This window comes from Streptomyces sp. NPDC046203, from assembly GCF_040646255.1.
Lineage (GTDB): Bacteria > Actinomycetota > Actinomycetes > Streptomycetales > Streptomycetaceae > Streptomyces.
Map to the genome: position 1 here is coordinate 128094 of NZ_JBEYZX010000006.1, position 26328 is coordinate 154421.

Here is a 26328-nt window from a genome sequence, read left to right on the forward strand (position 1 = left end):
GCGTATCAGGAAGGGACAAGAAAGGGGAAGGAAAGAGGCAGGGATGGTCAGGGGCTGCTGGGGATGCGCCGGGAGGCGTCCGGAGATGTCCGGAGGGGGCGCGCCGGGGTGGTGAAAGGTGTGAAGAGGAGTGAAAGCGCGGGTACCGGGCGCCGGGGCGGAGGCCGCGTGAAGGAGCGGGACACGGAGAAGGCGGCCCCGGGGAGGCGCTGTGAAGAAGGAGGCGTGACGGAGATCACCGACGTCACACCTCCGTTACACCTGGGTCGGACGTGTGTGCGGGGTCCCTGGCCCACCCGGTAGCGTGAGCCGACGGTTCCGTAGGTAGGCCGACGCAGACACAGTCCAGTAGTAGGAGTCCCGGTGACGCACAGCGGACAGGGGCCGGAGCAGCAGTATCCGGCCGCTCAGCCCCTCCCCCCTGAGGTGACCCCTGGTGGCTCCTCGGACGCCCAGGCGACGCAGTACCTGCCGCCGATACCGGGCGCGGGGGCGCCGCCGCAGCCCGGCTACGGCTATCCGCACCCGCACGCCGCCCCGCCGCAGCACGCAGCTCCGCAGCAGGGTGCTCCGCAGCCCGGGTACGGCTACCCGCACCCGGCCGCCCCGATCGCCCCGGACGCGCAGTCGACGCAGTACCTGCCGCCGGTCGCGGCGACCCCGGACAACCAGTCCACGCAGTACCTGCCGCCGGTCCCCGCGGCCCAGGACAACAACCAGGCGGCGACGCAGTACCTCCCGCCCGTACCCCAGCAGGGACCCCCGCAGGGGCAGCCGCCGCAGGGCCCGCCGCCCGGCGCCGTACCGCCGCCGCACGCGACGCGGGAACGGCCGCCGCTCGCCGACTTCGACAACCTCTTCCGCAGCGACACCCCGCAGCAGGCGCCGCAGACCCCGCCGCCGGGGTACGGCTACCCGCACCCGCAGGCCGCGCCGCCCGCCGGCCCGCCGCGACAGCAGCCCGGTTACGGCTATCCGCATCCGCAGGCCGCGGCCCCGGCGCCGCAGCAGCAGCCGTACGGCGGCTACCAGGACAGCTACCAGCCCCCGCACTACGACGAGCCCCAACCGCCGCGCCGCAAGCCGCCGGTGAAGCTGATCGCGGCCGTCGTCGCGGGCTGTGCCGCGGTCGGGCTCGGCGCGGGCGCGCTGCTCAGCGGCGGGGGCGGCGGCGACAAGAAGGACACCGCCGCCCAGGACAGCCAGAACGTGGCCTCCGGCTCTTCCGTGCCGCCCACCACCGCGGCGGAGAAGCCGTCGGAGCCGGCGCCCGTCGACCCCGTGAAGACCCAGGCGGAAGGGCTCGACAAGCTTCTCGCGGACAGCAACAGCAGCCGTGACGCGGTGATCCGTTCGGTCGAGCTGATCAAGCGGTGCGACGACCTCGACCAGGCCGCCACCGATCTGCGCGGCGCCGCCGCCCAGCGGCGTGGTCTCGTCACCCGCCTCCAGGCGCTGCCGGTGGACAAGATCCCGAACAACGCCGCGCTCAAGGTCTCCCTCATCAAGGCGTGGCAGGCGTCGGCCGCGGCCGACGACTACTACGCCGGGTGGGCGGTCCAGGCGAAGAAGAACCACAAGGTCTGCAAGGGCGGCCATGCCAGCGCCACCAGTCAGTCCAAGGCGGGGGACAAGAAGAGCGGCGAGGCGACCGCGGCCAAGAAGGAGGCATCCGGGCTCTGGAACCCGACCGCCGACAAGTACCAGCTGTCGCGCCGCGAGTGGTCCCAGCTCTGAGCGGGTGGGGCGGGCGGCGGGGCGTCCGTTCGTAGGTCGGTCCGTCAGTACGGAGGCCGGCTGACCAACCGTAGGTCTGTCTGTCTGTCCGCCCGCCCGCTCCTTCGCGGACCGGGCGTCAGGACGGGCCGGCCACGATCGTCTTGCCGACGTCGACGAAACCCGGACGCTGCGCGACGAGCCGGCCCTGCCGGACCACCTGGAACGTCACCGCGTGGTTGACGATCCGGGGGAAGTCGGGGGCGCCGAGCAGATCGTCGTACCGCCAGCGCAGCGGGGGCGTCAGGCCCCCGGTCTCGATCCGCGCGCCCTGGTCGAGCGCGTGCGACAGCTGGAGCGGGGTGATCCGGTCGCTGTCGAGGGATTCGACGAGCCGGCGCAGCACGGTGTACGCGATCCAGGTCGTCTGCACACCGGCGTCGGTCGGGTCGACCCGGTTGTCGGCGAAGGCGTGTTCCTTGATCACCTTCCGCATCGGCTGCCACGCCGGGTCGTCGGCCTGCGGGTACCAGCCGGTGACGTACGCGCCCTCGAACGGGCCGTGCGCGCCGCCCGTACGGTCGATCAGCGGCTGGTCGACGCTGCCGAGTACGGAGGAGATCCGCGTGGCGCCCTCGCCCGGCGGCGGCACGCTCCCGTCGCCTGCCGTCGCCTGCCCGTCCGCCGTCTCCTGCCCGTTTGCCGCCTGCCCGGCCGTCTCCTGCCTGTCCGTCGCCCCCTGCCCATCGGCGGGCAGACGCCGGTAGGAGTCGAAGAACACCTGGGTGCGTTCGCCGAGGACGGCGGCGACACAGCCGTCCGTGCCGCCCGCGCGGGTGCGTGCCTGGCCGGCCTGCCGGGTGTACTCGTCGGCGTCCTCGGGCGCCGGGATGTCGAACGCGCCGTCGTGGCCGGTCCTGCGCAGCCCGGCGTTCAGCAGATCGGGCAGCCGGTCGCCGGCGATGGTGTCCGGGCGGACCAGGGCGACCTCGCGGCAGGACGCGGCGAGCTGGGTGCCGTGGCCGGCGACCAGAGCGGCCACCCCGCCGTTGACCGGATAGGACAGCGAGCTGGTGAACTCGCCCTCCGAGACCCCGTAGCCACCGATATAGGGGATGCCGGCGGCCTCCAGCGGCGCCATGAAGGAGTTGCCGTGCTGGCTGTACGAGCCCACGACGGCGACGGCCCCCTCGCGGGCGGCCCGGCGGGCGCACGCGGCGGCCCCGGCGCCGGTGTTCTGTTCGTTGCAGGTGAGGACGCGCAGCTCGTGTCCGTCGATGCCGCCGTTGGCGTTGACCCAACGGGCATATGCCTGGGCCATGGCCGGCATGCCGGGCATATTCGTGGCGCGCGTACGGTCCGGGGCCCAGGTCATGACGGTGACGGGCTCCTTGGAGCCCGCCGTCACTCCGGGGAGTACGCCACAGCCGGTCAGCAGGGACGCCGCTGCCGCCATGGTTGTCGCATATGCGAGAAGTGAGGTGAGTCGCCTGCCGGTCATGGACACGCACCATTCCTCCCGATAGGTAACGCGGGAGTGAGGCGGACCCAACGCAGGGTGACCATGGGGTGAATTGCGAGAGTCGGCACCGGGACTGTCGGACCCGGAACGTACGATCGACCGGTGTCCAGCTCCACCTCCCCTTCCGAGAACCCTTCCCGCCGCGGCCGTCGCTCCTCCACCATGGGCGGCATGCCTCTCAACGACATGCCGTGGTGGCGCTGGCGCGTGAACGTGCGCTCGGCGCTGCACATGCTCTCGGACCCGGGGTTCCACGAGACGACCTGGCGGACCGGCCAGGAGGGGTACGGCGACGTCACCGACGCCGTCTACCGACTGGTGGAGGACACCTGGCTGGACAACTGGTCCGCGGAGAAATACGTGGGAGCGATATTCCGCGACTCCGGCGAGGCGGCGCTGGTCGACATGGTCGTGCTGCGCGTCCTGCGGATCATGCACCAGGTCGGTACGGACGCCCCGGTCTCCGCGTTCCTCGACCACCCCGAGTGGCCGGAGGCCGTCCAGGCCGCCCGCGAGGCACACATACGGATGGCCGCGGCGGACGGCGACGAGCCGGACGCGCCGCCGCACTCGCTCGACGTCATCCGCATCATGACGCGGGCGGCGTGAGGCGCGGCTGAGGTACGCGAGCCGGGTGTGAGCGGGGCGGGAGCGACCCTCCGGCCCCCCCGGCCGGGGCCGGCGCACCTCCGGCCGGTTCCGGCGTCCGCCCGTACCGTCCCTCCGACATCCGTCCGAACCGTCCATCTGACGGACGGTTCGGTGAAGCGGCCCACCGGGTGTGGCAGGCTGGGCCAATGACCGACCAGTACGTCCTCACCCTCTCCTGCCCCGACAAGCAGGGCATCGTGCACGCCGTGTCGAGCTATCTCTTCATCACCGGCTGCAACATCGAGGACAGTCAGCAGTTCGGAGACCGGGACACCGGTCTCTTCTTCATGCGGGTCCACTTCTCCGCCGAGGCGCCGGTGACGGTGGACAAGCTGCGGGCGAGCTTCGCCGCGGTGGGTGACTCCTTCGCGATGGACTGGCAGCTCCACCGTGCCGACGACCGGATGCGTGTCGTGCTGATGGTGTCGAAGTTCGGCCACTGCCTGAACGATCTGCTGTTCCGCTCGCGGATCGGCGCGCTGCCGGTCGAGATCGTCGCCGTGGTCTCCAACCACACCGAGTTCGCCGAACTGGTGGGCTCGTACGGGATTCCGTTCCGGCATATTCCCGTCACCAAGGACACCAAGGCGAGCGCCGAGGCCGAGCTCCTCGACCTGGTGCGGACGGAGAACGTCGAACTGGTCGTCCTCGCCCGCTATATGCAGGTGCTCTCCGACGACCTGTGCAAGCAGCTGACCGGGCGGATCATCAATATCCACCACTCCTTCCTGCCGAGCTTCAAGGGCGCGAAGCCGTACCACCAGGCGCACGCCCGGGGCGTGAAGCTGATCGGCGCGACGGCGCACTATGTGACGGCCGACCTCGACGAGGGCCCGATCATCGAGCAGGAGGTGGCCCGCGTCGGCCACGAGGTCACGCCGGACCAGCTGGTGGCGATCGGCCGCGACGTGGAGTGCCAGGCGCTGGCCCGCGCGGTCAAGTGGCACGCGGAACACCGCATCCTGCTCAACGGCCACCGCACCGTCGTCTTCGACTGACGTCCCCCTGCCCGCCGCCTTCCCCCTGCGTACGGAGGGGGAAGGGGGCGGGAGGCGGGGCGGCCGGTCACTGGCAGACCGGCGGGTCCGGGTAGGAACAGCCGCCGTAGGTGTCGCCCTCGTAGGTGATGCCGCCGTCCATCGGCTCGTCGCAGGTGGCGCAGCGGACGGAGAAGTGCGGGTTGACGCGTACGAAGGCCGTGTCGCGCAGCTCGAAGATCGCTTTCACGGTGTCCCTGCCGTGCGCCCGTACGCCGTGCCGGAGGAAGTCGAGCGCGGTGAAGACATGGCCGTTCTTGCAGCTGAAGCGGCCGAACCGGAACGTACCGAGGTCCGCGACCCCCAGCTCCGCCTCGATCAGCGCCTTCTCCTCCGCCGACACCTCCTCCAGGTGGGAGGCCCGGACGAGTTCGGGCGTCCAGTGCAGCTCCCGGAGGGTGCGGGCCTGCGCGCGGGAGAGGTAGAAGGAAGCGGTCCTGCCGCTCTGGATGGTCTGCTGGACGAGGGCCACGATCGTGTCGTCGTCCGCGGCGACGACGACCTTGCCGCCGCCGACGGCGGCTTCGATCCGAGCCAGAGTCGAGGTGTCCACGAGGTGCCTTCCTGGTCTGCCCCCTTGGTCCCCCTCGGTCCGGCCTCGGTCGAGCCTCGGTCCGGGCCGTGTGCGCGGAGAACTATGCCGCGCGGCGGGACCGGCCGGGCCACCGCCGCGCGGCACCCGCGCGCGCCCTCACCCGCACGGCAGGTACGGAGGGGCCGGCAGATACGGCGGACACGGCGGATAAGGGCAGGTCCGGCGGGCGGCAGTGGGAAGACGCGGCACTAGATACGGCTGAGGGCGGCCGCCGCCGAGAGGACGTCGCGGATGGCCTCGCGGTCGCCGTCCTGACCCACCGCCGCCTCTTCCGGCGGTACGTGCCCGGCGACCAGCTGGCAGAACTCGACCCCGTCCATGGCCACCTGCGCCACCGTGTGCTCGCGCGAGCCCCGCGCCGCCGGCGAGTCGAGCGCGATGAACCAGTGCCCGCCGCCCGCGCCCTCGATCTCCAGATGCAGCGAACGCCCCGGCGCGCCCGCCGCCACCAGCTCGCGGGCCGGTGCCGCGAGGCCCGAACGCCGGCGCCCGGCCAGGGCCGCCGGGAGCTGCCGCGCCGCGAGGTCGATCATGCCGTGCAGATGGGCGCCGCTGGGCGGCTCGTACGGATACGCCACCGCGTCCGCGATGTCCTCGGCGTGCACCCAGCACTCGAAGGCCCGCTCCAGGAGCGCGTCCCGCAGCGGCATGGCGAAGTCCCCGTAGGTGACCGTCAGGTCCGCTATCCCGCGGCCCGCGAACGACACCGTACGGATCAGGGTATGGCTCTGCTCCCGCCAAGGCTCGCGGACCGCGCGGGTCGGCGGCTCGGTGGAGCCGCCCCAGTACGCCTCCGTCCGCTCGGCCGGCGACAGCTCGCCTATGCCGGGACCGAGCGGGTCGTCGAGGCCGAGGGAGGCCGCGACCAGTCCGTCGACGGCGAGCAGATGGCCGATCACCCCGGCCACCGTCGTCTTCCGGTTCACCCTCCGCTCGCCCTCGAACCAGCGCAGCCGCAGCGGTGCGTGCCACTCCGCCTCGCCGATGTCCCGCAGCAGCGCGTCGAGCCGCGCGGTCTCCGCGTCGTACGGTGTCGCCCACGTGGGCACCGGGATCCGGGCCGGGCGGCGGCCGAGGCAGTTCTCCAGGACGCGCGAGCGCAGCAGCGGGTCCAGGTCGAGATCGCGCTCGGCGTGCAGCAGTCCGACGGCGTCGCGCAGCCGCAGCGCCTCGTCCGCGCAGGGCGCGCACTCGGTCAGATGGGCCTCGACGGCCAGGGTCTCCGAGGCCGAGCAGGCCGACAGGGCCCAGGCTCCGAGCAGTGAGGTGAGTACCCGGTGCGGCAGCTCCGGTTCGGGTTCCGACTGCGGCTCGGGTTCCGCGTCCGGGTGCGTCCCCGGCGGCGTGCCCGACGGCGCCGATGCCGGTGCCGTCGCCGGTCCCGGTCCCGGTGACGACGAGGGTTCCGACCCAGGCGCCGCCACCCCGGGCACCGACGGTGCGGTCAGATCCGCGTGGTCGTCGGCCGCCAGGCGCGGCCCCGGTATCCACGGAGCGCGGGCGACCCCTTCGTGATCGTCGCGCCCGGTGTTCACAGCGCCCGCCCGTAACCACCGTGGCCGGGCGGCGAGGAGCCCTCCAGCGGCCTGGTGTTCGCGGTCGACAGGAGCTGGAGGCCGAGCCGCAGCCGGCGGCGCGCCTCGTCCTCGGTCACCCCGAGGTCGGCGGCGGTCTGCCGATAGTCCCGGCGCTGGAAGTACGCCAGCTCCAGGGCCTGGCGCAGCGGCGTCGGCATGGAGGTCACGATGAAGTCGGCGCGGGCCGCGACCGAGGCCCGGCGCACCTTCAGCTCCACTTCCTCCGCCGATCCCTCGCCGCGCTCCGCGTACGCCCGCGCCTCCGCCTCCCGCAGCCGGTACACGGCCTGCCGCTGGGTCAGCCGGGCCACCCAGGCGCGGAGGTTGCCCTCCTTGGGGTCGTAGGCGTCGGGGTTCTCCCAGATGTAGCCGAAGACTTCACGGGTGACCTGGTCGGCGGCTTCGTCGTCGTCGAGGACGCGGTGGGCCAGGCTGTGCACGAGGCTCGCGAACTTGTCGTACAGCTCGCCGAGCGCCGCCGCCTCCCCGCGCGCCAGTCGCTGCTGCATCCTGCGGTCCCAGCGCAGGGGCGTGTCCTTCGCCGCCATCCGATGCCCTCCCGACAGCGCGTCCGGCCTTGGTCCCTTCCAAAGTAATGCGCTCCGGGGCGGCGCACTCCGGTTTGTCGCAAGTGCTCCCTTGAGGGGGTACGGGGTGGTAAGGAACGCGTCAAGGGCGACCGCAGGGGTTTCGGACGGCCGGGAGCGGGCAGCGGGAGGGGACGGGAAGACTCGCCTCCGTTTGCCCCTGTTCGGGCTCTTCCTCCTCCGCTTCTCCGCCCCCGCCGCCCCACCCCGAAAGGTGCCGCTCGTGACGATCCAGCTCGACGAGGACGAGCAGGAACCGTGGACCGTGCTGCGCGTGCGGGGGGAACTCGACCTCGTCACCTCCCCGCTGATCCGCAAGCGGGTGCACGCGGCCGTCGCCGGCGGCCGGCACGACGTGGTCCTCGATCTGTCGGCCGTCCGCTTCTGCGACTCCAGCGGCGTCGGCGTGCTGATCGCCTCCCGCCGGCTGATGCGCTCGTGCGGCGGCCGGCTCCGGCTGATCCTGCCCGCGCCGGGCATCGAGGACGGCGCGCAGATCACCCGGGTGCTCGCCGCGCTCGGGGTGCGCCGCCTGTTCGACGTGTACGCGGACGTCCCCGCGGCCGTCGCGGTCGAGGACCGGCCCCGGCCGATGTCGGCCTGACCCTCGCGCCTCTTCCGTCTCGGTCCGGCTCGGTCCGCGTCGAGAGGGCCGCCTCAGCCCGACCGGCCTCAGCCCGACCGGTCCGCCCCCGTCCCGTACCGCTCGCGCAGCTTGTACTTGAGCACCTTCCGCAGGGTGTCGTTGCGCGGCAGCGCGGCCACCACCTCCAGCTGCTCCGGCAGTTTGACGGGGGACAGGCCCGCCCCGCGCAGGAAGTCCGTGACCGTCTCCAGGGTCAGCGGCGCGGCGCCCGGCGGCTGCTCGACCACCGCGCACACCCGCTCGCCGCGCTCGGCGTCCGGGAGTCCGATCACGGCCACGTCCCCGACGCCGGGGTGTTCGTGCAGCAGGTCCTCGATCTCCTTCGCCGAGACGTTCTCGCCCTTGCGGATGATGACGTCCTTGAGGCGCCCGGTGAGGACGAGATGACCGCTGGGCGTCAGCCGCCCGAGGTCGCCGGTGCGCAGGAAGCCGTCCGCGTCGAAGGCCTCGGCCGTCTGGGCCGGGTCCAGATACCCCCGGCACACCGCCTCGCCGCGCAGCCGGACCTCGCCCACCTCGCCGGTCGCGCGGGGCCTGCCGTCGCCGGCGGTGATCCGGATCTCCATGCCGGCGGGCGGGCGGCCCTCGGTCGTCGCCAGGTTCTCGGGGGTGTCGGCCGGGTCGCCCATGGTGATCATCGGGACCTCGGTCATGCCGTAGCCGTGGGCCAGCCGGCAGCCCAGCTCGCGGACCACCGCGTGGTGGAGCTCGGGCGGCTTCGGCGCGCCGCCGCCGGCGAGCAGCCGCAGGGCGGGAAGGAGCGGTTCACCGGGCCGCTTGCGCTGCTCGGCCAGGAACATCGCGTAGAAGGCGGTGGAGCCGCCGGCCGTGGTGACGCCGTGGCGGCGGTACTCGGCGAGGGCGCCGGGCAGCGCGAAGTGTTCGACCATGACGGCGGGGAACCCGTACAGCAGCAGCATCACCGTGTAGTCGAGGCCGCCGATGTGCGCGTACGGGAAGGCCATCGAGCCGACGTCGCCGGCCGTGAGGCGCAGCGCGTGGGCGAGGCAGGAGCCGCCCGCGATCAGTGAACGGTCGGTGTGCAGCACGCCCTTGGGGTCGGAGGTGGTGCCCGAGGTCCAGTAGATCCAGCGCACGGCCGTGCCGTCGGCGGGCGCGGGCGGCGGCGGGAGGACGGCCGGGTCGCCGTCGGGGAGGGTGCCTTGCCCGTACACCTCGAAGACTCCGCGCGCGCCGAGCCGCCGGGCCATCGCCGTGTGGTCGAAGCCGCGCCAGACACCGGGGACGGCGAAGTGCGTGGCGCCGGACGCGCGGAGCGCGTGGCCGGTCTCCTTGTCGCGGGAGAACGGGATGATCGGGGTCTGTACGGCGCCGAGGCGGGCGAGCGCGAGGGCGAGGACCGCCGTCTCGATACGGGTGGGCAGCTGCCAGGCGACGACCGTCCCGGCGCGTACGCCCTTGCCGTACAGGCCGGCCGCGACGCGCTCGGCACGGTCGCACAGACCGCCGAAGGTGAGGGCGCGGTCGCCCTGGAGCAGGGCCGGGCGGTCGGGGGTGAGCTCGGCGCGGCGTACGGCGAGTTCCCACAGGGTGCGGGAGGCGCCGAGGGCGTACGCCTCCGCGACCGGATCGTCCGCCCCGGTCGCCCCGGTCGCCCCGGTCACCTCGGCCGCGCCGGTCGCCTCGTCCGCCCCGTTTACGCCGTCCACCCCGGCCGCCTCGCCGTCGCTCTCGGACATATCCGTCCCCCTCGCCCCGGACGTACGGCACACCCATCCGATCTGACGTTACGTCAGATCGGTTGAGGGAGAGCGTAGGGGGAGGGTTCTTGTCGGTCCAGGGGTGCGGGGCTAGCCTGACTTCGTTGCCATCTGACGCTCCATCAGATCCCGGGAGGGGTCATGACGGAACTGCCCCGCATCATCAGCGTCGACGACCATGTGATCGAGCCCGCCCACCTCTTCGCGACCTGGCTCCCGGCCCGGTACCGCGATCGCGGCCCCCGGCCGCTCACTGCGGGGATCGGCGAACTCGCCTACGTCGGCGGCGCGTACCGCATCACGATGGACCCCGACGGGCCGCCCACCGACTGGTGGATCTACGAGGACCTCCGGTTCCCGTACAAGCGCAACATCGCCGCCGTCGGCTTCGACCGCGACGAGATGACCCTGGAGGGCATCACCCGCGAGGAGATGCGGCGCGGCTGCTGGGACCCGGTCGCCCGGCTCGCGGACATGGACCTCAACCACGTCGAGGCGTCGCTGTGTTTCCCGACCTTCCCGCGCTTCTGCGGCCAGACCTTCGCGGAGGCGCACGACAAGGAGGTCGCGCTCGCCTGCGTGCGTGCGTACAACGACTGGATGGTGGAGGAGTGGTGCGGCGACTCCGGCGGCCGGCTCATCCCGCTGTGCATCATCCCGCTGTGGGACATCGGGCTCGCCGTCGCCGAGATCCGGCGCAACGCGGCCCGCGGCGTCCGGGCGGTCACCTTCTCGGAGATCCCCACCCACCTCGGACTGCCGTCGATCCACTCCGGCTACTGGGACCCCTTCTTCGCGGTGTGCCAGGAGACCGGGACCGTGGTCAACATGCACATCGGCTCGTCCTCGCAGATGCCGGCCGCCTCCCCGGACGCCCCGCCCGCCGTGCAGGCGTCGCTCAGCTTCAACAACGCCATGGCCTCGATGATGGACTTCCTCTTCTCCGGCGTCCTGGTGCGCTTCCCGCAGCTCAAACTCGCCTACAGCGAGGGCCAGATGGGCTGGATCCCGTACGCGCTCGAACGCGCCGACGACGTCTGGGAGGAGCATCGCGCCTGGGGCGGGGTGCGCGAGCTGATCCCCGAGCCGCCGTCCACGTACTACTACCGGCAGATCTTCTGCTGCTTCTTCCGCGACAAGCACGGCATCGCTTCGCTCGACGTCGTCGGCCGCGACAACGCCACCTTCGAGACCGACTACCCGCACGTCGACTCCACCTTCCCGCACACCAAGCAGGTCGCCCTCGACCACGTCCGCGGTCTGGACGACGCGACGATCCACAAGCTGATGCGCGGCAACGCCATCCGCATGCTCGGTCTGGACCTCGTCTGATGGGCCACGTCTGATGCGGCGCCGTCTGATGGGTGCCGTCTGATGGAACTCGCCTACTCCGCCGAGGAAGAAGAGTTCAGGGTCCGGCTGCGCCGCTGGCTCGGCCGCGCACTGCCCCAACTCCCGCCCCGCCCCGACCCGTCGGACTGGCCCGCCCGGCGCGCGTACGACTGCGGCTGGCAACGGCGGCTCTACGACGCCGGATACGGCCATGTCCACTGGGACGCCTCCCCGACCCGGCGGCTGATCTTCCTGGAGGAGACCGAACGGGCGGGCGCCCCGTACGTCGGCGCGGGTTTCGTCGGACTGCTCCACGCCGGGCCCACCATCGCCGCCGAGGGCACCCCCGAGCAGCAAGACCGCTGGCTGGAGCCGGTGTTGCGCGGCGACGAGGTGTGGTGCCAGGGCTTCAGCGAACCCGAGGCGGGTTCCGATCTGGCCGCGCTGCGTACCCGTGCGGTCCGCGACGGCGATCACTACGTCGTCACCGGCCACAAGATCTGGACCTCGCACGCCGAGGTCGCCGACTGGTGCGAACTCCTCGTCCGCACCGACCCCGACGCCCCGAAGCACCGAGGCATCAGCTGGCTCGCCATGCCCATGGACGCCCCCGGGATCACCGTACGGCCGCTGCGCACCCTCGCCGGGACGGCCGAGTTCGCGGAGGTGTTCCTCGACGAGGTACGCGTCCCGGTCGGCAACCGGGTCGGGGCGGAGAACGACGGCTGGCGCGTCACCCTCGTCACGCTCTCCTTCGAACGCGGCACCGCCTTCGTCGGAGAGGTCGTCGCCTGCCGCCGCGTCCTTGGTCAACTCGCGCTCGCGGCAAGGAAGAACGGCCGCTGGGACGACCTCGTCCTGCGCCGCCGGCTCGGCCGGCTCGGCGCCGAGTTCCAGGCCCTGTGGCGGCTGATCCAGTGGAATGTGAGCGAGGCCGCCGCCAGTGGCGGGGGGCCCGGGACCGGCGGCTCCGTCTTCAAGTTGCGCTATTCGCACGCCCGTCAGGAGCTGTACGACGCGGCCGCCGCCGTCCTCGGCCCCGACGCGCTCGACCTCGGGCGCGAGTGGAACCGGGACCGGCTGTCCTCGCTGTCGTACACGGTCGCTGCCGGCACCTCGCAGATCCAGCGGAACATCGTCGCCGAGCGGGTGCTCGGCCTGCCGAAGGGCCGGTGAGCCACCCCATGGACTTCCGGCTCACCGACGACCAGCGGGCGCTGGTGCGCGGGATACGGGAACTGCTCGGCCGCCGTTTCGGGCCGGAGGCACTACGGGCCGCCGTCGATGCGTCCGCAGACGGGGGCGGCGGAGCGGGCAGCGGTGGTGGCGCGGCGCTGGACCGGGGGCTGTGGCGGGAGCTGGGCGCGGCCGGGTTCTTCGCGCTGCGGCTCCCCGAGGATGCGGGCGGGGTCGGGCTCGGTCTGCCCGAGGCCGTGCTGCTCTTCGAGGAGGCGGGCCGGGCGCTGCTGCCGGGGCCGCTCGTCGCGACCCACCTGGCGGCGGGGCGGGTGCCGGGCGCGGCGGAGGGGACGGTGGTGGTGACCCGGGCCGCCGGCGGGCTTGTGGAGTGGCGGGACGCGGCGGACGTGGTGCTGGGGGACGCGGGGGATGGGGAAGCGACGGGTGAGACGGTGCCGATCCGCTCGGTCGACCCGCTCACGCCCCTGCACCGACTGCCGGGCGGCGGGGACGGGGGCGGTGGGGGCTGCGGGAGCGGCGAGGCATATGCCGGGAACGGGAACGGGGACGGGTGCGGGGATGGGTATGGGGACGGGTACGTGTACGGGGAAGAGTCCGGTGCCGAGGAGACTCGGGCACGCGAGGCGTCCCTGCTCACCGCCGCCGAACAACTCGGGAGCGCGGGCCGGACCACCGCCCTCGCCGTCGCCCACGCGCGCGTACGCGAGCAGTTCGGGCAGCCGATCGGCGCCTTCCAAGCCGTCAAGCAAATGTGCGCGCACATGCTCGTCCGAACGGAAGTAGCCCGCGCCGCCGTCTACGCCGCCGCCGTCACCGCCGACCCGGTCGAGATCGCGGGCGCCCGGCTGCTCGCCGACGAGGCCGCTGTGGAGTGCGCCCGCGACTGCCTCCAGGTGCACGGAGGAATGGGCTTCACCTGGGAAGCAGAGGTCCATCTGCATCTGAAACGGGCCTGGGTGCGGACCGCCCGTCCGGGGGGCGGCGCGGCGGCGGAGGAGGCGGTGGCGGCGAGTCTGCCGGGCACCTCCTAGCGGGCGTCACGCAGCGTCCGCGCCCGATCGGGGCCCGTACCGGAGCCGTCACGGCCTGGAGTCGGCGGCGTGCTCCGGTACGCTCCGTTGGATGCGAGTGCTTGTGGGCCCGGATCACACCGGTGCCGCCACCGAGGCGGCTCCGGATCCCGGGATGCCCGCGATTCACGCCCTTTCGAGGGGGTTTACGCGCCCTCGTTCGACTCCCCGCAGCGTGCGTCGCACAGTATGGACCATGCGTACTCCTTCGCGCTGGAATATGCCCGAAGCGCTTGTTGCGGTGACTGTACGTCAACCATGCTGTCCCACAAGGGAATCACGTTCCGTTAGGTCGTCGGTGACGCCGGTTCGGATGGTGTGAACGGTGCAGGTGCTTCAGGTTCAGTTGGAGGTCGGGGCGGACCCGGCCGAGGTGGGGCGTGCTCGCCGGTGGGCGCGGTCGCGGCTCGCCCGGTCGGGCATAGAGGAAGACGAGCCGCTGGCGGAGACGCTGGTGTTGCTCATCTCCGAGCTCGTGACCAACGCGGTGGTGCACACGGGCTGCCCGGCCGTGCTGCGGATGCTGTTCGGCGGGGCGGGGGTGCGGGTCGAGGTCGTCGATGTGAGCGACCGGCCGCCGGCACCCCGGCGCGCGGACGGCGACGCGACGAACGGGCGCGGTCTGGAACTGGTCGACGGTCTGGCCGACCGGTGGGGCTGGCAGCGCGAGGGCGCGGGCAAGAGCATCTGGTGCGAGGTCGACCGGGTGGAGCCCGTGCGTACCGAGACCGCCGGTGCCGAGTCCGGTCGCGTCGGGACGGAGGAGGGTGAGGTGGCCGGGTCCGGCCGTACCGAGTCGTCCGCCGGGCCCGCCGCCGGACCCGTAGCGGGGCCCGCCGTCGCCGGTCCCCGCGACGAGCGGCCCGCCGTGCCGGCCCCCAGCGCGGGGACGGCCCAGGGGACGGGCGCGGGACCGGCGTTGTGGATGTCACCCGGTCGGGTGCGCTGTTGACGGACCGTGGCGCATTGATCACCCTGGGATGAGCGATTCGTTGTGCGAGGGGAGTCGAGGGGTGTGTCCCCTCGGCGAGCGCGGGTCGTGACGGGTGGCGGCTGTCGTGCCGTGCTCGGGGCGCGCGCGAGTGCGCCGCCACCCGCGGTCTCTCCGCCTGGCCCGCGCGTCCGGTCCGCGCGTCCGGTCCGCGAGTCCGGCCCGTGCGCCCGGTGTGCGCGCTACAGTTCACGGCGCGCCGACGCGCCGGCGGACGCATGGGCGTGCGGCTACGGAGGCCGGTTCACAGCAGGGCAACCGGTGCCACCGGTGAACCGGTGCCGCCCACGAAGGGTTCGGGTGTCGCCGACAGCAGGAACGCGTAACGGCCTTCCTGTGCACAGGTTGTGGACAACTCTTCGAGATTCCAGTTCTGCCCCTGGAGCATGCCCATCTCGACCAGGTCGAGGGCGTGCACGGGCATCCACAGGTCCTCGATCTCCGGCGGGAAGATCTCGAAGGTGAGCGTGTCGTTGGCGACCGCCGCCACGTCCCGCGCGTGGAACCACTCGGGCGTACGGACGGACAGGCCGGGGGACGGGAAGGCGTAACCGTGCCGGTCGCCGCCCAGATAGGACCGCAGTTGACCGGTCCGTACGAGGACGAGGTCCCCGGGCCGTACGGTGACCCGCCCGAACTCCGCTGCCTCGTCCAGGTCTTCGGGGGTTACGGGGTGGCCGCCTGGCAGCCGGTCGACCCCCTTGGCCGCGGCCACGTCGAGCAGCACACCCCGGCCGATCACATGCCGGGCGGTGTGGATGCCACTGAACGCGGACCGGCCGTGGGCGGTGACGGTCGCGGCGGGGCGGCCGTTGTAGATCCGGCCCGAGTGCGAGGCGTGGGTGAGGGCGTCCCAGTGGGTGCCCGCCTGGAGTCCGAGGGTCACCATGTCGTCGCTGGTCGCGATGGTGCCGGGGCCGAAGAGTTCCTGATTGACCTGGACCATGACGTGCAGCGGATTGATCCGGCCGGGGATCACCCCGGTCTGGACGCCGTCCTGCTTCAGCTCCAGCGCGAGGGGTATGCGCAGCCCGAGGCGGACGGTCGCGGCGGCCTCCCGTACCGCCTCGTCGGTGATCAGGTTGAGCGTGCCGATCTCGTCGTCCCGGCCCCAGCGGCCCCAGTTGTTGACGCGTGCGGCGATCTCGTGGAACTCGGCGGGGAGGGCCGCGGGCGGCGGTGCGAGCGGTGGCGCGGGCGGTGGCGTGGGCGGCGTCGCTGGGCGCGGTTCGGGAGAAGGGGCGGGAGAGGGTGCGGGGGAGGACATCGGGCGGCTCCGGGGTCTTGTTCTCCGGTATCTGACGGGTCGTAGAATCCAGCCCACGCATGAATCTAACGGTCCGTCAGAAAGTACGGAAAGGGGTCGGCGTGGGGAACTTCCTGGCAGGAAAGGTCGTCGCCGTGACGGGCGCGGGGCGGGGGATCGGCCGCGCGGTCGCCCTGGCCTGCGCGGCCCACGGGGCCAAGGTCGTCGTGGGCGACTACGGTGTCTCGATCGACGGCGGCGAGCCGACAAGCGCGGTCGCCGAGGCGGTCGTCAAGGAGATCGAGGCGGCCGGCGGCACCGCGGTCGGCGTCGCCGACGACATCTCCACCATGGCGGGCGGACAGCGGCTCGTCGACGTCGCGCTCGCCGCGTACGGGCGGATCGACGGCGCCGTGTGCGTCGCGGGCATCCTGCGCGAACGGATGCTCTTCAACATGTCGGAGGAGGAGTGGGACCCGGTCGTCGCCACCCACCTCAAGGGCACCTTCACCGTCTTCCGCGCCGCCTCCGCCGTGATGCGCCGCCAGGGTTCGGGCACCCTCATCGGCTTCACCAGCGGCAATCACCAGGGCTCGGTCGCCCAGGCCAACTACGCAGCCGCCAAGGGCGGTGTCATCTCCCTGGTCCGCAGCGCGGCGCTCGGGCTCCACAAGTACGGTGTCACGGCCAACGCGGTCGCGCCCGTCGCCCGTACCCGGATGTCCGCCAACGTACCCGTGGAACTCACCGAGATCGGCGAACCGGAGGACGTGGCGGCCCTCGTCGTCTATCTGCTCTCCGACCGTGCGAAGGACGCCGGGGGCGAGCCGATCACCGGGCAGGTCTACACGATCGCCGGGCCCAAGCTCGCGGTGTGGGCGCAGCCCAGGGAGCTGCGGGCGGGGTACGCGGAGGGCGGCCCATGGACGCCGGAACGGATCGCGGACTTCCTGCCCGGGACCGTGGGCACGGACCCGATGCCCCTGCTGCGGCAGGTGGAGGCGATGGCCCGCGCGGCGGCGTCCGGGGCGCGGCCGAACCGTACGGGACGTGGGGGAGGCCGTACGGAGCGATCGGAGCGATCGGAGGGTGCGAAGGGCGCGGAGGGCGCGGAGGGCGCGGAGGGCGCGGAGGGCAGTGGTCACACGAACTTCCTTGAGGGGAACGGGTCGTGAGAGGGGTCGTGTTCGATGGCGCGGAGGTGCGGATCGTCGACGATCTGGAGGTTCGCGAGCCCGGCCCCGGCGAGGTGGCGGTCGCGATCCGGGCCGCCGGGCTCTGCCACAGCGATCTGGCGGTCGTCGACGGCACGATCCCGTTCCCGGTGCCCGTCGTCCTCGGCCACGAGGGCGCGGGGGTCGTCGCGGCCGTCGGCCCCGGCGTCACCCATGTCGCGCCCGGCGACCACGTCGCCCTGTCCACCCTCGCCAACTGCGGGGCCTGCGCCGACTGCGACCGGGGCCGGCCGACGATGTGCCGGAAGGCGATCGGGCGGCCGGGCCGTCCGTTCACTCAAGCCGGCGTGCCGCTCTTCCAGTTCGCCTCCAACTCGTCCTTCGCCGAACGCACCGTCGTCCGGGCCGTCCAGGCCGTACGGATCCCCACCGGCATCCCGTTCGCCCCGGCCGCCCTGCTCGGCTGCGGTGTCCTCACCGGTGTCGGCGCCGTTCTCAACCGTGCCCGCGTCGCGCCCGGCGACACCGTCGTCGTGATCGGAACCGGCGGCGTCGGTCTCAACGTCCTCCAGGGCGCGCGGATCGCGGGCGCGACGACGATCGTCGCCGCCGACACCAACCCGGCCAAGGCGGACACCGCCCGCCGCTTCGGCGCCACCCACTTCCTGACCTCGGCCGACCCCGCCGCCGTCCGGGAGATCCTGCCCACCGGCGCCGACCACGTCTTCGAGTGCGTCGGCCACACCGGACTCGTCCGGACCGCCATAGACCTGCTCGACCGGCACGGCCAGGCCATCCTGCTCGGCATGACCGCCCCCGCCGACGAGGCGGCGTTCGCGCCCGCCGCGATGTTCCTCGACAAGGCGATCCTGGGTTGCCGCTACGGCTCCTCCCGCCCCCAGAAGGACATCGCGCTGTACGCGGACCTCTACCAGGCCGGGCGGCTGCTGCTCGACGAACTCGTCACGGCCGTCTATCCCGTCGAAGAGTTCGCGCGGGCGGTCGCCGACGCGGAGGCGGGGAGGGTGGCGCGCGCGGTGCTCACGTTCTGAGGAGGGAGGGGGCGTGCGGGGGCGGAGTGCGGGGCGCGCGGTGGCGGGTGGCTCGTGCGGTCCGGGCAGGTCCGTGCGGTCTGGGTGGTCCGCGTGGTCCGTAAGGTCCGTGCGGTCCGTGAGGTCCGGGCGGTCGGACATACGCGGTCCATCCGGCGGGAACGGCCTTTCCGGCATGCGCGCTCCGGCGCACCTCCCCTACGGTCGCACCCATGTCCTACCGACAGCTCGCCACGCGTTCCGTCCTCTCCTGGTCCGGCGTCGTCGTCTTCTCCCGGCTGCCCGTCGCCATGGCCCCGCTCGCGCTGGTCTTCCTCGTCCGCGAGCAGCCCGGCGGCTACAGCCTGGGCGCGGTGCTCGCCGCCGCGTACGTGATCGGCGAGATCGTCGCCGCGCCCCTGTTCGGCCTGCGGATGAACCCGGAGCGGGCGCGCCCCCAGCTGGCGGCCGGACTCGCCGCCGGAGCGACCGGCTTCGGCGGGCTCGGGCTGCTGGGCGGCGGTGGGCAACCGGTGCTGCTCGGCGTCTTCGCGTTCCTCGCCGGGGCCGGTCCGGCGGCGGTGCCGGGCGGGCTGCGCGCCCTGCTCACCAGTCTGGTGCCGGAGCGGGCCGTCACCCAGGCGATGAGCATGGAGTCGATGCTGACCTTCGCCACCTGGTCCGTCGCCCCCGCCCTCGTCACCGGTCTGGCGCTCGGCGTGGACCCCGCCGTACCGCTGCTGCTCCAGGCGGTGCTCCAGGCCCTCGGGGGTGCCGGGCTGTGGCTGCTGCCGGCCGGCTGGCAGGACGAGGGCATGGCGAAGCGCGCGGGCCGGGGGGAGAAGAGCGACAGCTCCCTGGGGCGTCTGCTCGCCCGCGCCTGGCCCGTGTACGTCACCGGTGCCGCCGGGCTCAGCCTGCTCGCGCTCGCCGAGCTGATCCTGCCCGCCCTGCTCGAGCAGCGCGCCATCACGATCGGCTGGTCCGGGCCCCTGCTCGCCGGCTTCTCCCTCGGTTCGGCGGTCGGCGCCTTCCTCTACGGTCTGCGCGGTTCCTGGCCCGGGCGGCTGCCGGCCCAGGCGGCCGCCCTGACGCTGGCCGTCGCGGTCGGGGTCGCGCTCGTCGCCGTCCTGCCGTGGACCGCCGCGATGGCCGTCGCCCTGGCCGTCGCCGGAGTGCTCCAGGCCCCGGCCATGCTGACCCGTAACCTCGCCCTGCGCGCGGTCCTGCCGCCCGGGGCCGTCGCGGCCGGGTACTCGGTGATGTACGCGGCCGTCGGCGCCGGTTACGCGGCCAGCGGCACCCTCGCGGGCGGCCTCCTCAAGGTCGTCGCCCCCTCGACGGCGATCCTGTGCGGCGTCGCGCTGACGGTGACCCTGACGGTCCTCGGATTCTGGGGCGAGCGCAGGCTTCCGGCGCGCGGGGAGCGCGGGGAGCGCGAGCCGGGGGTGGCAGAGGAGGCAGGGGAGAGCGAGGCGAGCGGGGAGCCGCAAGAGGAGGGGCGCGAGGGGGCCTACGAGGGGGTCCACGAGGGGGCCTACGAGGAGGAGAAGCCGCGTCCGACCGCGTGAGCGGAGCCGGACGGCGGGTTGGCGGGTTGGTGGGTTGGTGAGGCGGCTGGGCACCGGGCGGCCGGCGCTGGACCGCGCCGGTCAGCCGACCGGCGCGCCCGTGCGGAAGGTGCGCCGGTAGGCCCGCGGGGTCACCCCGATGGCCGTCTGGAGGTGGGTGCGCAGCGACTGGGCGGTGCCGAAGCCCGCGTCGCGGGCGATGTGGTCGATGGGCAGGTCGGTGGATTCGAGCAGGTGACGGGCCCGTTCCACGCGTTGCTGGGTGAGCCACTGCCCCGGGCTGAGGCCGACCTCCTCGCGGAAGCGGCGGGTGAAGGTCCGTACGCTCATCGCCTCTTGGGCCGCCAGGTCGCGGAGCTGGAGCGGTTCGTCGAGGCGGGCCAGTGCCCAGGCGCGGGCGGCGGCCGTACCGCTGCTGCCGGGTTCGGGCAGCGGCCGGGCGATGTACTGGGCCTGGCCGCCGTCGCGGTGCGGCGGTACGACCGTGCTGCGGGCCACCCGGTTGGCGACGGCCGCGCCGTGGTCGCGGCGCACGATGTGCAGGCACAGGTCGATCCCGGCGGCCACGCCGGCGGAGGTGAGCACGTCGCCGTCGTCCACGAACAGGACGTCGGCGTCCACCCGGGTCCGGGGGAAGAGTCGCTGGAAGTGGTCGGCGAGGGCCCAGTGGGTGGTGGCGGGACGGCCGTCGAGCCGGCCGGCGGCGGCGAGTACGAAGCTGCCGTTGCAGATGGACACGAGCCGGGTGCCGGGCCTGATGTGGGCGAGTGCGGCGGCGAGTTCGGGGGTGAGCCTGCCCTCCTCGTACACCGGGCCCAGCTCGTAGGAGGCGGGGATGACGACCGTGTCGGCGGTGGCCAGGATCTCGGGGCCGTGCTCGACGTGGACGGCGAAGTCGGCGTCGGTCGCGACCGGTCCGGCGGCGGCCACGGCGCAGGTGAGGATCTCGTAGAGCGGGCGGCCGTGGGGCTCGGGGGCGTCCTTCGCCCGGCCGAATATCCGGTGCGGTATGCCGAGTTCGAAGGGGAGCAGGCCGGGCAGGGCGAGGACGACGACACGGTGCGGACGCATGGCGGACGGCCTCCGTAATTCAGTGGTGGTCCAGACCACGCGCTGGTACGTGTGTCTGTTCGTGACGGACAACACCCACCAGTCTGAGGCCACCGGACCCTTTCCGGCCCGGTCCGGCCCGCTCGCCCCGCCCGGCGCCCCTTCCTCCCTCGCCGCCCCTTCCGATCCTTCCGCTCTTTCCGGATCCTCCGACCACGCCGAGCCCGGTGGTTCGGGTGGGGCCGGTGGTTCGGGCAGGGTCGGTGGATCCGGCGGGGCCGCCGGCGGGAAGCCGGGCGTGGCGCCCGCGTCCCTCTGGGGCCGTAACTTCCGACTCTTCTTCGTTGCCCGAGCGGTCGCCGTCTTCGGCGAGGGCATGGTCCCGGTGGCCTTCGCCGCCGCGCTGATTGGCGCCGGATACCCGGACGCCTCCGTCGGCTACACCCTCGGCGCGTGGACGGCCGCCTTCGCGCTCTTCGTCCTCTTCGGCGGGGTCCTCGCCGACCGGTTCACGGCCCGCCGGATGATGATCCTCGCCGATCTGCTGCGGCTGCCCGGCGCCGCCGTCCTCGCGGTCTCCTTCAGCCTCGGCAGCCCGCCGCTGTGGGCGGTGTACGCGCTGTCCGCGCTCAGCGGTGTCGGCTCGGCCCTCTTCCAGCCGGGCGTCGCCTCCACCATTCCGCGGATCGCGCCCGACGTGCAGCGCGCGAACGCCGTCATCCGGGTCGTCGAGGCGCTGATGGTGATGGCGGGACCGGCCGCCGCCGGTCTGCTCGTGGCGCTGTCCGGCGCGGGCCCGGTGTTCGCCGTCAACGGCGCCTGCTTCGCCGTCAGCGCCCTCTGTTTCACCCTGATGCGGCTGCCGGCCGTCCCCGCCGATTCCGTGCGGCGCGAGTCGTTGGGGCGCGAACTGGTCGGCGGTTGGCGGGAGTTCCGCTCCAGGAGCTGGCTGTGGGGTGTCATCGCCATCTGGACGGTGCACGGTCTGATGGTCGGCGGCCCGATGGTCCCGCTGACCGCGACGCTGGTGACCGGGGACCACGGCTCGACCACGTACGGCATCCTCATGACCGTCCAGGGCGCGGGCAGCGCGGTCGGCGGCCTCCTCGCGGTCCGGCTGCGTCCCCAATATCCGCTCGCCGCAGGTGCGTTGGCGCTGCTCGGCCTGCCGGTGTTCCTGGTGCTGCTCGGTACGGGTGCCCCGGTGCCGCTGCTGTACGCGGGCGCGCTCGTCGAGGGCGCGGCCTTCGCGTTCTGGCTGGTGATGTGGTCGACGACGGTGCAGACCCACGTACCGCAGGACGCGCTCAACCGGATGCACGCGTACGACGTCGCCGGCTCGCTGCTCATGATGGGCGTCGGGCGCACCCTGTCGGGGCCGGTGGCGGCCCAGGTCGGCACGGAGCGGGTGCTCCTCGCCGGGTCCGGGGTCGCGCTGCTGGTGGTGGCGGCACTGCTCCTGGTGCGACCGATCCGTACGCTGCGGCGGGTGGTCTGAGGCGGGGCGGGTGACCGAGGCGGGGATTCCGGGGCGACGGTTGTCGGAACCGTTGGCCCGATCCTTTGGAAAGCTGTCATCCGGGCCAATGGATCGCGGGGGCGCGGGGCCGGATGCTGTGTGATGTGACCCAGACAACCGGGACCTCTTCGTCCTCCGCTTCGCCGTCCCCGTCCTCTCCGTCCTCCCCGCCCTCCCCGTCCCTTCGTTCTCCCGCCCCCACCCCCGCCCCCGGCCGCCCCGCGCGGGTGCACCGGGCGTGGTTCGTCGCGGCCGTCACCTTTGTCACGATCATCGGGGCGGCGGCGTTCGCCTCCCTCCCCGGTCTGCTGATCGAACCGCTGCACGAGGAGTTCCGGTGGTCGCGCGGCACGATCGGGTTCGCCGTGTCGGTGAACCTCGCGCTGTACGGCCTGACGGCGCCGTTCGCCGCCGCGCTCATGGACCGGTTCGGTATCCGCCGGGTGGTGGCGTGCGCCCTGACCGTGATCGCGCTCGGCTCGCTGCTCACCGTGTGGATGACGGCCGCCTGGCAACTCATCCTGTTCTGGGGCGTGTTGGTCGGCCTCGGCAGCGGCTCGATGGCGCTAGCCTTCGCCGCGACCGTCACCAACCGCTGGTTCGTGGCCCGGCGCGGTCTCGTCACCGGCATCCTCACGGCGGCTGCCGCATCGGGTCAGCTGATCTTCCTGCCGTTGCTGTCCTGGCTGGTCGAGCATCATGGCTGGCGTCCCGCCGCCGTCACCACGGCACTTGCCGCGCTCGCCGTCGTCCCGTTCGTCTGGCTGCTGCTGCGCGACCACCCGGCGGACGTGGAACTGTCCCCGTACGGCGGCGAGTTCGTCCCCAAGCCCGCACCCGTGCCCGGCGCCGCCCGCCGCGCGGTCACCGTACTCTTCCGCGCGGCCCGCACCGGCCCGTTCTGGCTGCTCGCCGGCTCCTTCGCGATCTGTGGCGCGTCGACGAACGGACTGGTCAAGACCCACTTCGTGCCCGCCGCCCACGACCACGGCATGCCGATGACGGCGGCCGCCGGACTGCTGGCCGTCATCGGGGTCTTCGATGTGATCGGCACGATCGCCTCCGGCTGGTTCACCGACCGCTTCGAGTCCCGTCGGCTGCTCGCCGTCTACTACGCGCTGCGCGGGATCTCGCTGCTCTTCCTGCCGATGCTGCTCGCCCCGTCCGTCCACCCGCCGATGGTGTTCTTCATCGTCTTCTACGGCCTCGACTGGGTCGCCACCGTCCCGCCGACGATCGCGCTGTGCCGTGAGCACTACGGCGCCGACAGCGCCATCGTCTTCGGCTGGGTCCTCGCGTCGCACCAGATCGGCGCCGCCGCGATCGCCTTCGCGGGCGGCCTGGTCAGGGACGTCTTCGGCGCGTACGACGTGGTCTGGTACGCCTCCGGCGCGCTGTGCGCGGTGGCGGCCCTGATGGCCCTGGTGATCCGCCGCCCGGCAGGGGACGGGGCGCTGCCCGCGCCGGAGGCGTCCGCGGTGCGGGGGGCGGGCGCCTGAGGCGCCGCGCTCTCGTGAAGGGGTGAGCGGGGCCCATGACCTGCTCCGACGTCGCCCCGGACGTGCCAAAGGGCCCCCGGTCGCATGGGCCCGTCCCGCACGGGGGAGGATGCGGGGCGGAAGGGGGATTTGAATGCGTTCAGAAAATTCGAGGAGTCGGTGGGGCGAGCGGGGGACGGGGGCGGGGGCCGTGCCCGCGCCCAAGCAGACCTGGGCACGGGTGCACGAGCGGGCAGGCGCGATCTTCTCGGCGTCGATGCTCGTTCTGCTGTCCGAGACGGTGATCGGCGGGATCGGGCTGGTCATGTGGAGCCTGACCCAGGAGAGTCCGGTCCCGCCCTTCACGGCCAGTTTCCTCGGCTGGGTGTTCCTGGTGTTGCTCATGGTGTTCGTCGCCGTGATCGTGCCCCTGGGGCATGTCGTGCTGTCGGCCGGGGTGGTGCCCCTGGTGGTCGTGCTCGCGGGCTGGGCGGGCCGCCGGTTCGGCGGACGCGAGTCCTGGTACTGGGTGCCGATGGTGGCAGCCGTCGTTCTTCTGCCGGTCCCCGGCGCGCTGTTGGGGCTGCGGGCCGGTCTCCTCGCGGCACTGGTGACCTGGCTCGTGGGCGCGGCCGGAATCGCGATCGCGGCGCTGGTGGCCCGCCGTCTGCTGCTTCCCGGCCGCCCGCACCTGACCGGCGGCGTGATGTTCCTGCGGGTGGGGCTGTGGGGAACGCTCGCCGTCGTCACCGTCTCCGCGCTCGGCGGCATCGGTCTGTGGGCCGGGATGGCGTACGAGCCGCCGAGACTGACACGGGCGGGTGCCGTCGGCGCGTACTCCGACGGCAAGGGTGGCACGCTCACCCTGATGGCGGACGGCAAGGCCACGGCGCGTGGCGTGCGGGAGTACGGGGGCTTCAGGGAAACGGGTGAGCCCTGTGACGGAACCGGGTCCTGGAGTTTCTCCCAGGGGCGCGGGCCGTGGGATCAGACGGTGGAGGCGGTCATCGAGAGCTGCCCCGACTTCGGCGCCTGGTCGGTGTTCGGGACCGGCGAACGCCCCAAGCTCTTCATCAGCATCGGCGATCCGGACTCCATGGATTTCTACGTCCTGGAACGCGAAGCCCCGGCCGGAGCGTGATGAAGGTGGGGGTGAGGCCGATGGCGGCTGTGACGGAGACGGGGACTCGGCGTTCCTTTCGGGAGATGTGGCTGGTCTCGACGCTGGTGCTGACCCTGGAGGCCGCGCTCGCCGTGGTCCTGATCGTGCTGTTCGGGGACGTGCGGGGGACAGGTACAGGGGCCGGGGCTGGGCCGGACACCGGTGGGGGCGGCTTCGGGATCGTGTTCGGGGTCGTCCTGCTGCCGTTGCTGCTGGGGGTGGTCATGGTCCCGCCGGCAGTGGTCTCGGCGGCACTGGTGGTCCCGTCGGTGCTCCTCGGCGAGCGGTTCGCGGGGCGTGCCGGAGGGCCTCCGCTCGTCTGGCAGCTGCTGCTCACGGCGGTGGCGGCCGGGCTCGTGATCGAGCCGTTCGGGAACTGGCGGGAGTGCCTCGTGGGGTGGGCCGGCCTGTCCGTCGCGGCGCTGATCGCCCGGCGCGCGCGGCCCGGCGAGCGTTATGCCCTCCGGGTGTTCCTGTGGGGCCTGTTCGTCGTCGTCGCCGTCCTGGTCTTCGGCGGCCTCGGCGAGGCCACCGGCCTCATCGGGGACTGAACCGCCCGAACCGGCCCTGGTGGAACAGCAGCGGTCCGCCCCCGGCGGTCGCAGGACCCTCGGCGGTCCCGGACTCTCCGGCGGTCCCAGACCCTCCGGCCGTCCCGGCTCCGCCGGTTGCCGTCCCCAGGGCCTCCACCCGGCCCACCACGATCAGATGGTCTCCACCCGTATGGACGGCGGAGATCACGCAGTCGACCCAGGCCGGCGCGTCCGGCAGTCGCGGCGAGCCGGTGGCCGGTGCCGGATCCCACGTCACACCCGCGAACTTGTCGGCCCCACTCACCGCGAACGCCCGGCACAACTCGTCCTGTTCCGCGCCCAGTACGTTCACGCAGAACCGCCCGGCTTGTGCGATCCGGGGCCAAGTCGTCGACGTACGCGCCACCATGAACACCACCAGCGGCGGATCCAGCGACAGCGACGCGAACGACTGGCAGGCGAAGCCGGTCGGTCCGTCCTCGTCCAGTGCCGTCACGATGGTGACGCCGCTCGCGAAGTGCCCGAGCACACGCCGGAATTCGGCGCCGTCGACCGCCGGAGCGCGCTCGTCGTCCCGTACCGTCCGCAGCGCGGGGCGCCGGTGGCGCGGCGGTGCGTCCATGGCCGTGGGCGCACCGGCCGACCTGAGGTATCGAACGGCGGTGGCCGCCATTTCCGCGTGTCCCATCACACCGTCCATTGAAACTGCAGTGCTGTCAGATGACTAGTCCTGTGCCGGCCCCGCGGGATTCCGTCCACACCGCCCCGGGCCTCCCGAAGGGCCCGTCCGAACCTCGCTCGCGTCCTGCCCACACCCCGCCCATGCCCTGTCCACACCTCGCCCGCACCCCGCTCGAGAGCCCGCGCGACCCCCCGTCCACAATCCCCCGAAACCTCACCCGCACCCCCTCTGACCTG

23 protein-coding genes are annotated in these 26328 nt (G+C 73.0%); 15 read left to right on the top strand and 8 right to left on the bottom strand.

Going from position 1 to position 26328, the window contains the following annotated elements; translation table 11 throughout:
• Positions 1-363 precede the first annotated feature (363 nt).
• Positions 364-1737, top strand: coding sequence for a hypothetical protein (locus ABZ990_RS07445; RefSeq protein ID WP_361226726.1), 1374 nt, complete (start codon positions 364-366; stop codon positions 1735-1737).
• Positions 1738-1855: 118 nt separating this feature from the next.
• Here ABZ990_RS07445 and ABZ990_RS07450 read toward each other — a convergent pair whose 3' ends face one another.
• On the bottom strand, positions 1856-3217 hold the full coding sequence (locus tag ABZ990_RS07450) for an ABC transporter substrate-binding protein (protein WP_361226728.1): 1362 nt from the start codon (positions 3215-3217) through the stop codon (positions 1856-1858).
• A gap of 183 nt (positions 3218-3400) precedes the next feature.
• Here ABZ990_RS07450 and ABZ990_RS07455 point away from each other — a divergent pair, with 183 nt between their 5' ends.
• Both ABZ990_RS07455 and purU read left to right on the top strand, forming a co-directional pair.
• Positions 3401-3847, top strand: coding sequence for a hypothetical protein (locus ABZ990_RS07455; protein ID WP_361227004.1), 447 nt, complete (start codon positions 3401-3403; stop codon positions 3845-3847).
• Between the two features lie 188 nt (positions 3848-4035).
• Positions 4036-4887, top strand: a complete 852-nt coding sequence (gene purU, locus ABZ990_RS07460) for a formyltetrahydrofolate deformylase (RefSeq protein ID WP_361226731.1) — start codon at positions 4036-4038, stop codon at positions 4885-4887.
• Positions 4888-4954: 67 nt separating this feature from the next.
• Here the strand turns inward: purU and ABZ990_RS07465 are convergent, their stop codons facing one another.
• The 3 genes from ABZ990_RS07465 to ABZ990_RS07475 all read right to left on the bottom strand — a co-directional run bounded on the left by ABZ990_RS07465 (position 4955) and on the right by ABZ990_RS07475 (position 7646).
• The gene (locus ABZ990_RS07465; protein ID WP_361226734.1) at positions 4955-5479 is read right to left on the bottom strand and encodes a hypothetical protein; all 525 of its coding nucleotides are present in this window, start codon (positions 5477-5479) and stop codon (positions 4955-4957) included.
• Positions 5480-5709: 230 nt separating this feature from the next.
• The gene (locus tag ABZ990_RS07470) at positions 5710-7056 is read right to left on the bottom strand and encodes a zf-HC2 domain-containing protein (RefSeq protein ID WP_361226737.1); all 1347 of its coding nucleotides are present in this window, start codon (positions 7054-7056) and stop codon (positions 5710-5712) included.
• The gene (locus ABZ990_RS07475; RefSeq protein WP_361226739.1) at positions 7053-7646 is read right to left on the bottom strand and encodes a sigma-70 family RNA polymerase sigma factor; all 594 of its coding nucleotides are present in this window, start codon (positions 7644-7646) and stop codon (positions 7053-7055) included. Before ABZ990_RS07475 ends, ABZ990_RS07470 begins: the two co-directional genes overlap by 4 nt.
• Before the next feature lie 262 nt (positions 7647-7908).
• On the opposite strand from ABZ990_RS07475, the gene ABZ990_RS07480 reads away from it, so the two are divergent.
• Positions 7909-8289 (top strand): STAS domain-containing protein, encoded by a 381-nt coding sequence (locus ABZ990_RS07480; RefSeq protein WP_361226742.1) that lies wholly within the window; start codon positions 7909-7911, stop codon positions 8287-8289.
• Between the two features lie 68 nt (positions 8290-8357).
• On the opposite strand, the gene ABZ990_RS07485 is transcribed toward ABZ990_RS07480, so the two are convergent.
• A complete protein-coding gene (locus tag ABZ990_RS07485; RefSeq protein WP_361226745.1) occupies positions 8358-10031 on the bottom strand; it encodes an AMP-binding protein in 1674 nt (557 codons plus the stop codon).
• A 162-nt stretch (positions 10032-10193) separates the two neighbouring features.
• On the opposite strand from ABZ990_RS07485, the gene ABZ990_RS07490 reads away from it, so the two are divergent.
• From ABZ990_RS07490 to ABZ990_RS07505, 4 genes are all read left to right on the top strand, one after another.
• Complete coding sequence (locus tag ABZ990_RS07490) at positions 10194-11384, top strand: amidohydrolase family protein (protein ID WP_361226748.1); 1191 nt, start codon at positions 10194-10196, stop codon at positions 11382-11384.
• Positions 11385-11426: 42 nt separating this feature from the next.
• Entirely contained in the window at positions 11427-12560 is a 1134-nt protein-coding gene (locus ABZ990_RS07495) for an acyl-CoA dehydrogenase family protein (RefSeq protein ID WP_361226751.1), read from the top strand.
• Between the two features lie 8 nt (positions 12561-12568).
• Positions 12569-13615 (top strand): acyl-CoA dehydrogenase family protein, encoded by a 1047-nt coding sequence (locus ABZ990_RS07500; protein ID WP_361227007.1) that lies wholly within the window; start codon positions 12569-12571, stop codon positions 13613-13615.
• Positions 13616-13979: 364 nt separating this feature from the next.
• The gene (locus ABZ990_RS07505; RefSeq protein ID WP_361226754.1) at positions 13980-14606 is read left to right on the top strand and encodes an ATP-binding protein; all 627 of its coding nucleotides are present in this window, start codon (positions 13980-13982) and stop codon (positions 14604-14606) included.
• 283 nt (positions 14607-14889) lie between these two features.
• On the opposite strand, the gene ABZ990_RS07510 is transcribed toward ABZ990_RS07505, so the two are convergent.
• Complete coding sequence (locus ABZ990_RS07510) at positions 14890-15912, bottom strand: cyclase family protein (protein WP_361226757.1); 1023 nt, start codon at positions 15910-15912, stop codon at positions 14890-14892.
• 101 nt (positions 15913-16013) lie between these two features.
• On the opposite strand from ABZ990_RS07510, the gene ABZ990_RS07515 reads away from it, so the two are divergent.
• The 3 genes from ABZ990_RS07515 to ABZ990_RS07525 all read left to right on the top strand — a co-directional run bounded on the left by ABZ990_RS07515 (position 16014) and on the right by ABZ990_RS07525 (position 19668).
• On the top strand, positions 16014-17066 hold the full coding sequence (locus tag ABZ990_RS07515) for an SDR family NAD(P)-dependent oxidoreductase (protein WP_361226760.1): 1053 nt from the start codon (positions 16014-16016) through the stop codon (positions 17064-17066).
• Entirely contained in the window at positions 17063-18118 is a 1056-nt protein-coding gene (locus ABZ990_RS07520) for an alcohol dehydrogenase catalytic domain-containing protein (protein ID WP_361226763.1), read from the top strand. The genes ABZ990_RS07515 and ABZ990_RS07520 overlap by 4 nt, the downstream gene beginning before the upstream one ends.
• A 212-nt stretch (positions 18119-18330) precedes the next feature.
• Entirely contained in the window at positions 18331-19668 is a 1338-nt protein-coding gene (locus tag ABZ990_RS07525) for an MFS transporter (protein WP_361226766.1), read from the top strand.
• A gap of 81 nt (positions 19669-19749) precedes the next feature.
• Here the strand turns inward: ABZ990_RS07525 and ABZ990_RS07530 are convergent, their stop codons facing one another.
• Positions 19750-20739: a helix-turn-helix domain-containing protein gene (locus ABZ990_RS07530; RefSeq protein WP_361226769.1), complete on the bottom strand. Its 990-nt coding sequence runs from the start codon at positions 20737-20739 to the stop codon at positions 19750-19752.
• Positions 20740-21016: 277 nt separating this feature from the next.
• Here ABZ990_RS07530 and ABZ990_RS07535 point away from each other — a divergent pair, with 277 nt between their 5' ends.
• The 4 genes from ABZ990_RS07535 to ABZ990_RS07550 all read left to right on the top strand — a co-directional run bounded on the left by ABZ990_RS07535 (position 21017) and on the right by ABZ990_RS07550 (position 25428).
• A complete protein-coding gene (locus ABZ990_RS07535) occupies positions 21017-22216 on the top strand; it encodes an MFS transporter (protein ID WP_361226772.1) in 1200 nt (399 codons plus the stop codon).
• Between the two features lie 113 nt (positions 22217-22329).
• Positions 22330-23736 (top strand): MFS transporter, encoded by a 1407-nt coding sequence (locus tag ABZ990_RS07540; RefSeq protein ID WP_361226775.1) that lies wholly within the window; start codon positions 22330-22332, stop codon positions 23734-23736.
• Between the two features lie 190 nt (positions 23737-23926).
• Positions 23927-24856: a hypothetical protein gene (locus ABZ990_RS07545; RefSeq protein ID WP_361226778.1), complete on the top strand. Its 930-nt coding sequence runs from the start codon at positions 23927-23929 to the stop codon at positions 24854-24856.
• Positions 24857-24921: 65 nt separating this feature from the next.
• Entirely contained in the window at positions 24922-25428 is a 507-nt protein-coding gene (locus ABZ990_RS07550; RefSeq protein WP_361226781.1) for a hypothetical protein, read from the top strand.
• Here the strand turns inward: ABZ990_RS07550 and ABZ990_RS07555 are convergent.
• Positions 25415-26083, bottom strand: a complete 669-nt coding sequence (locus tag ABZ990_RS07555) for a flavin reductase family protein (RefSeq protein ID WP_361227009.1) — start codon at positions 26081-26083, stop codon at positions 25415-25417. The genes ABZ990_RS07550 and ABZ990_RS07555 overlap by 14 nt on opposite strands.
• Between the last annotated feature and the right edge of the window lie 245 nt (positions 26084-26328).

Coding starts and splice junctions, on each gene's coding strand:
- ABZ990_RS07450 (WP_361226728.1), bottom strand. CDS start 3,217: ATGACCGGCAGGCGACTCACCTCACTTCTCGCATATGCGACAACCATG.
- ABZ990_RS07455 (WP_361227004.1), top strand. CDS start 3,401: ATGGGCGGCATGCCTCTCAACGACATGCCGTGGTGGCGCTGGCGCGTG.
- purU (WP_361226731.1), top strand. CDS start 4,036: ATGACCGACCAGTACGTCCTCACCCTCTCCTGCCCCGACAAGCAGGGC.
- ABZ990_RS07475 (WP_361226739.1), bottom strand. CDS start 7,646: ATGGCGGCGAAGGACACGCCCCTGCGCTGGGACCGCAGGATGCAGCAG.
- ABZ990_RS07485 (WP_361226745.1), bottom strand. CDS start 10,031: ATGTCCGAGAGCGACGGCGAGGCGGCCGGGGTGGACGGCGTAAACGGG.
- ABZ990_RS07490 (WP_361226748.1), top strand. CDS start 10,194: ATGACGGAACTGCCCCGCATCATCAGCGTCGACGACCATGTGATCGAG.
- ABZ990_RS07495 (WP_361226751.1), top strand. CDS start 11,427: ATGGAACTCGCCTACTCCGCCGAGGAAGAAGAGTTCAGGGTCCGGCTG.
- ABZ990_RS07500 (WP_361227007.1), top strand. CDS start 12,569: ATGGACTTCCGGCTCACCGACGACCAGCGGGCGCTGGTGCGCGGGATA.
- ABZ990_RS07510 (WP_361226757.1), bottom strand. CDS start 15,912: ATGTCCTCCCCCGCACCCTCTCCCGCCCCTTCTCCCGAACCGCGCCCA.
- ABZ990_RS07525 (WP_361226766.1), top strand. CDS start 18,331: ATGTCCTACCGACAGCTCGCCACGCGTTCCGTCCTCTCCTGGTCCGGC.
- ABZ990_RS07530 (WP_361226769.1), bottom strand. CDS start 20,739: ATGCGTCCGCACCGTGTCGTCGTCCTCGCCCTGCCCGGCCTGCTCCCC.
- ABZ990_RS07540 (WP_361226775.1), top strand. CDS start 22,330: ATGCTGTGTGATGTGACCCAGACAACCGGGACCTCTTCGTCCTCCGCT.
- ABZ990_RS07550 (WP_361226781.1), top strand. CDS start 24,922: ATGTGGCTGGTCTCGACGCTGGTGCTGACCCTGGAGGCCGCGCTCGCC.
- ABZ990_RS07555 (WP_361227009.1), bottom strand. CDS start 26,083: ATGGCGGCCACCGCCGTTCGATACCTCAGGTCGGCCGGTGCGCCCACG.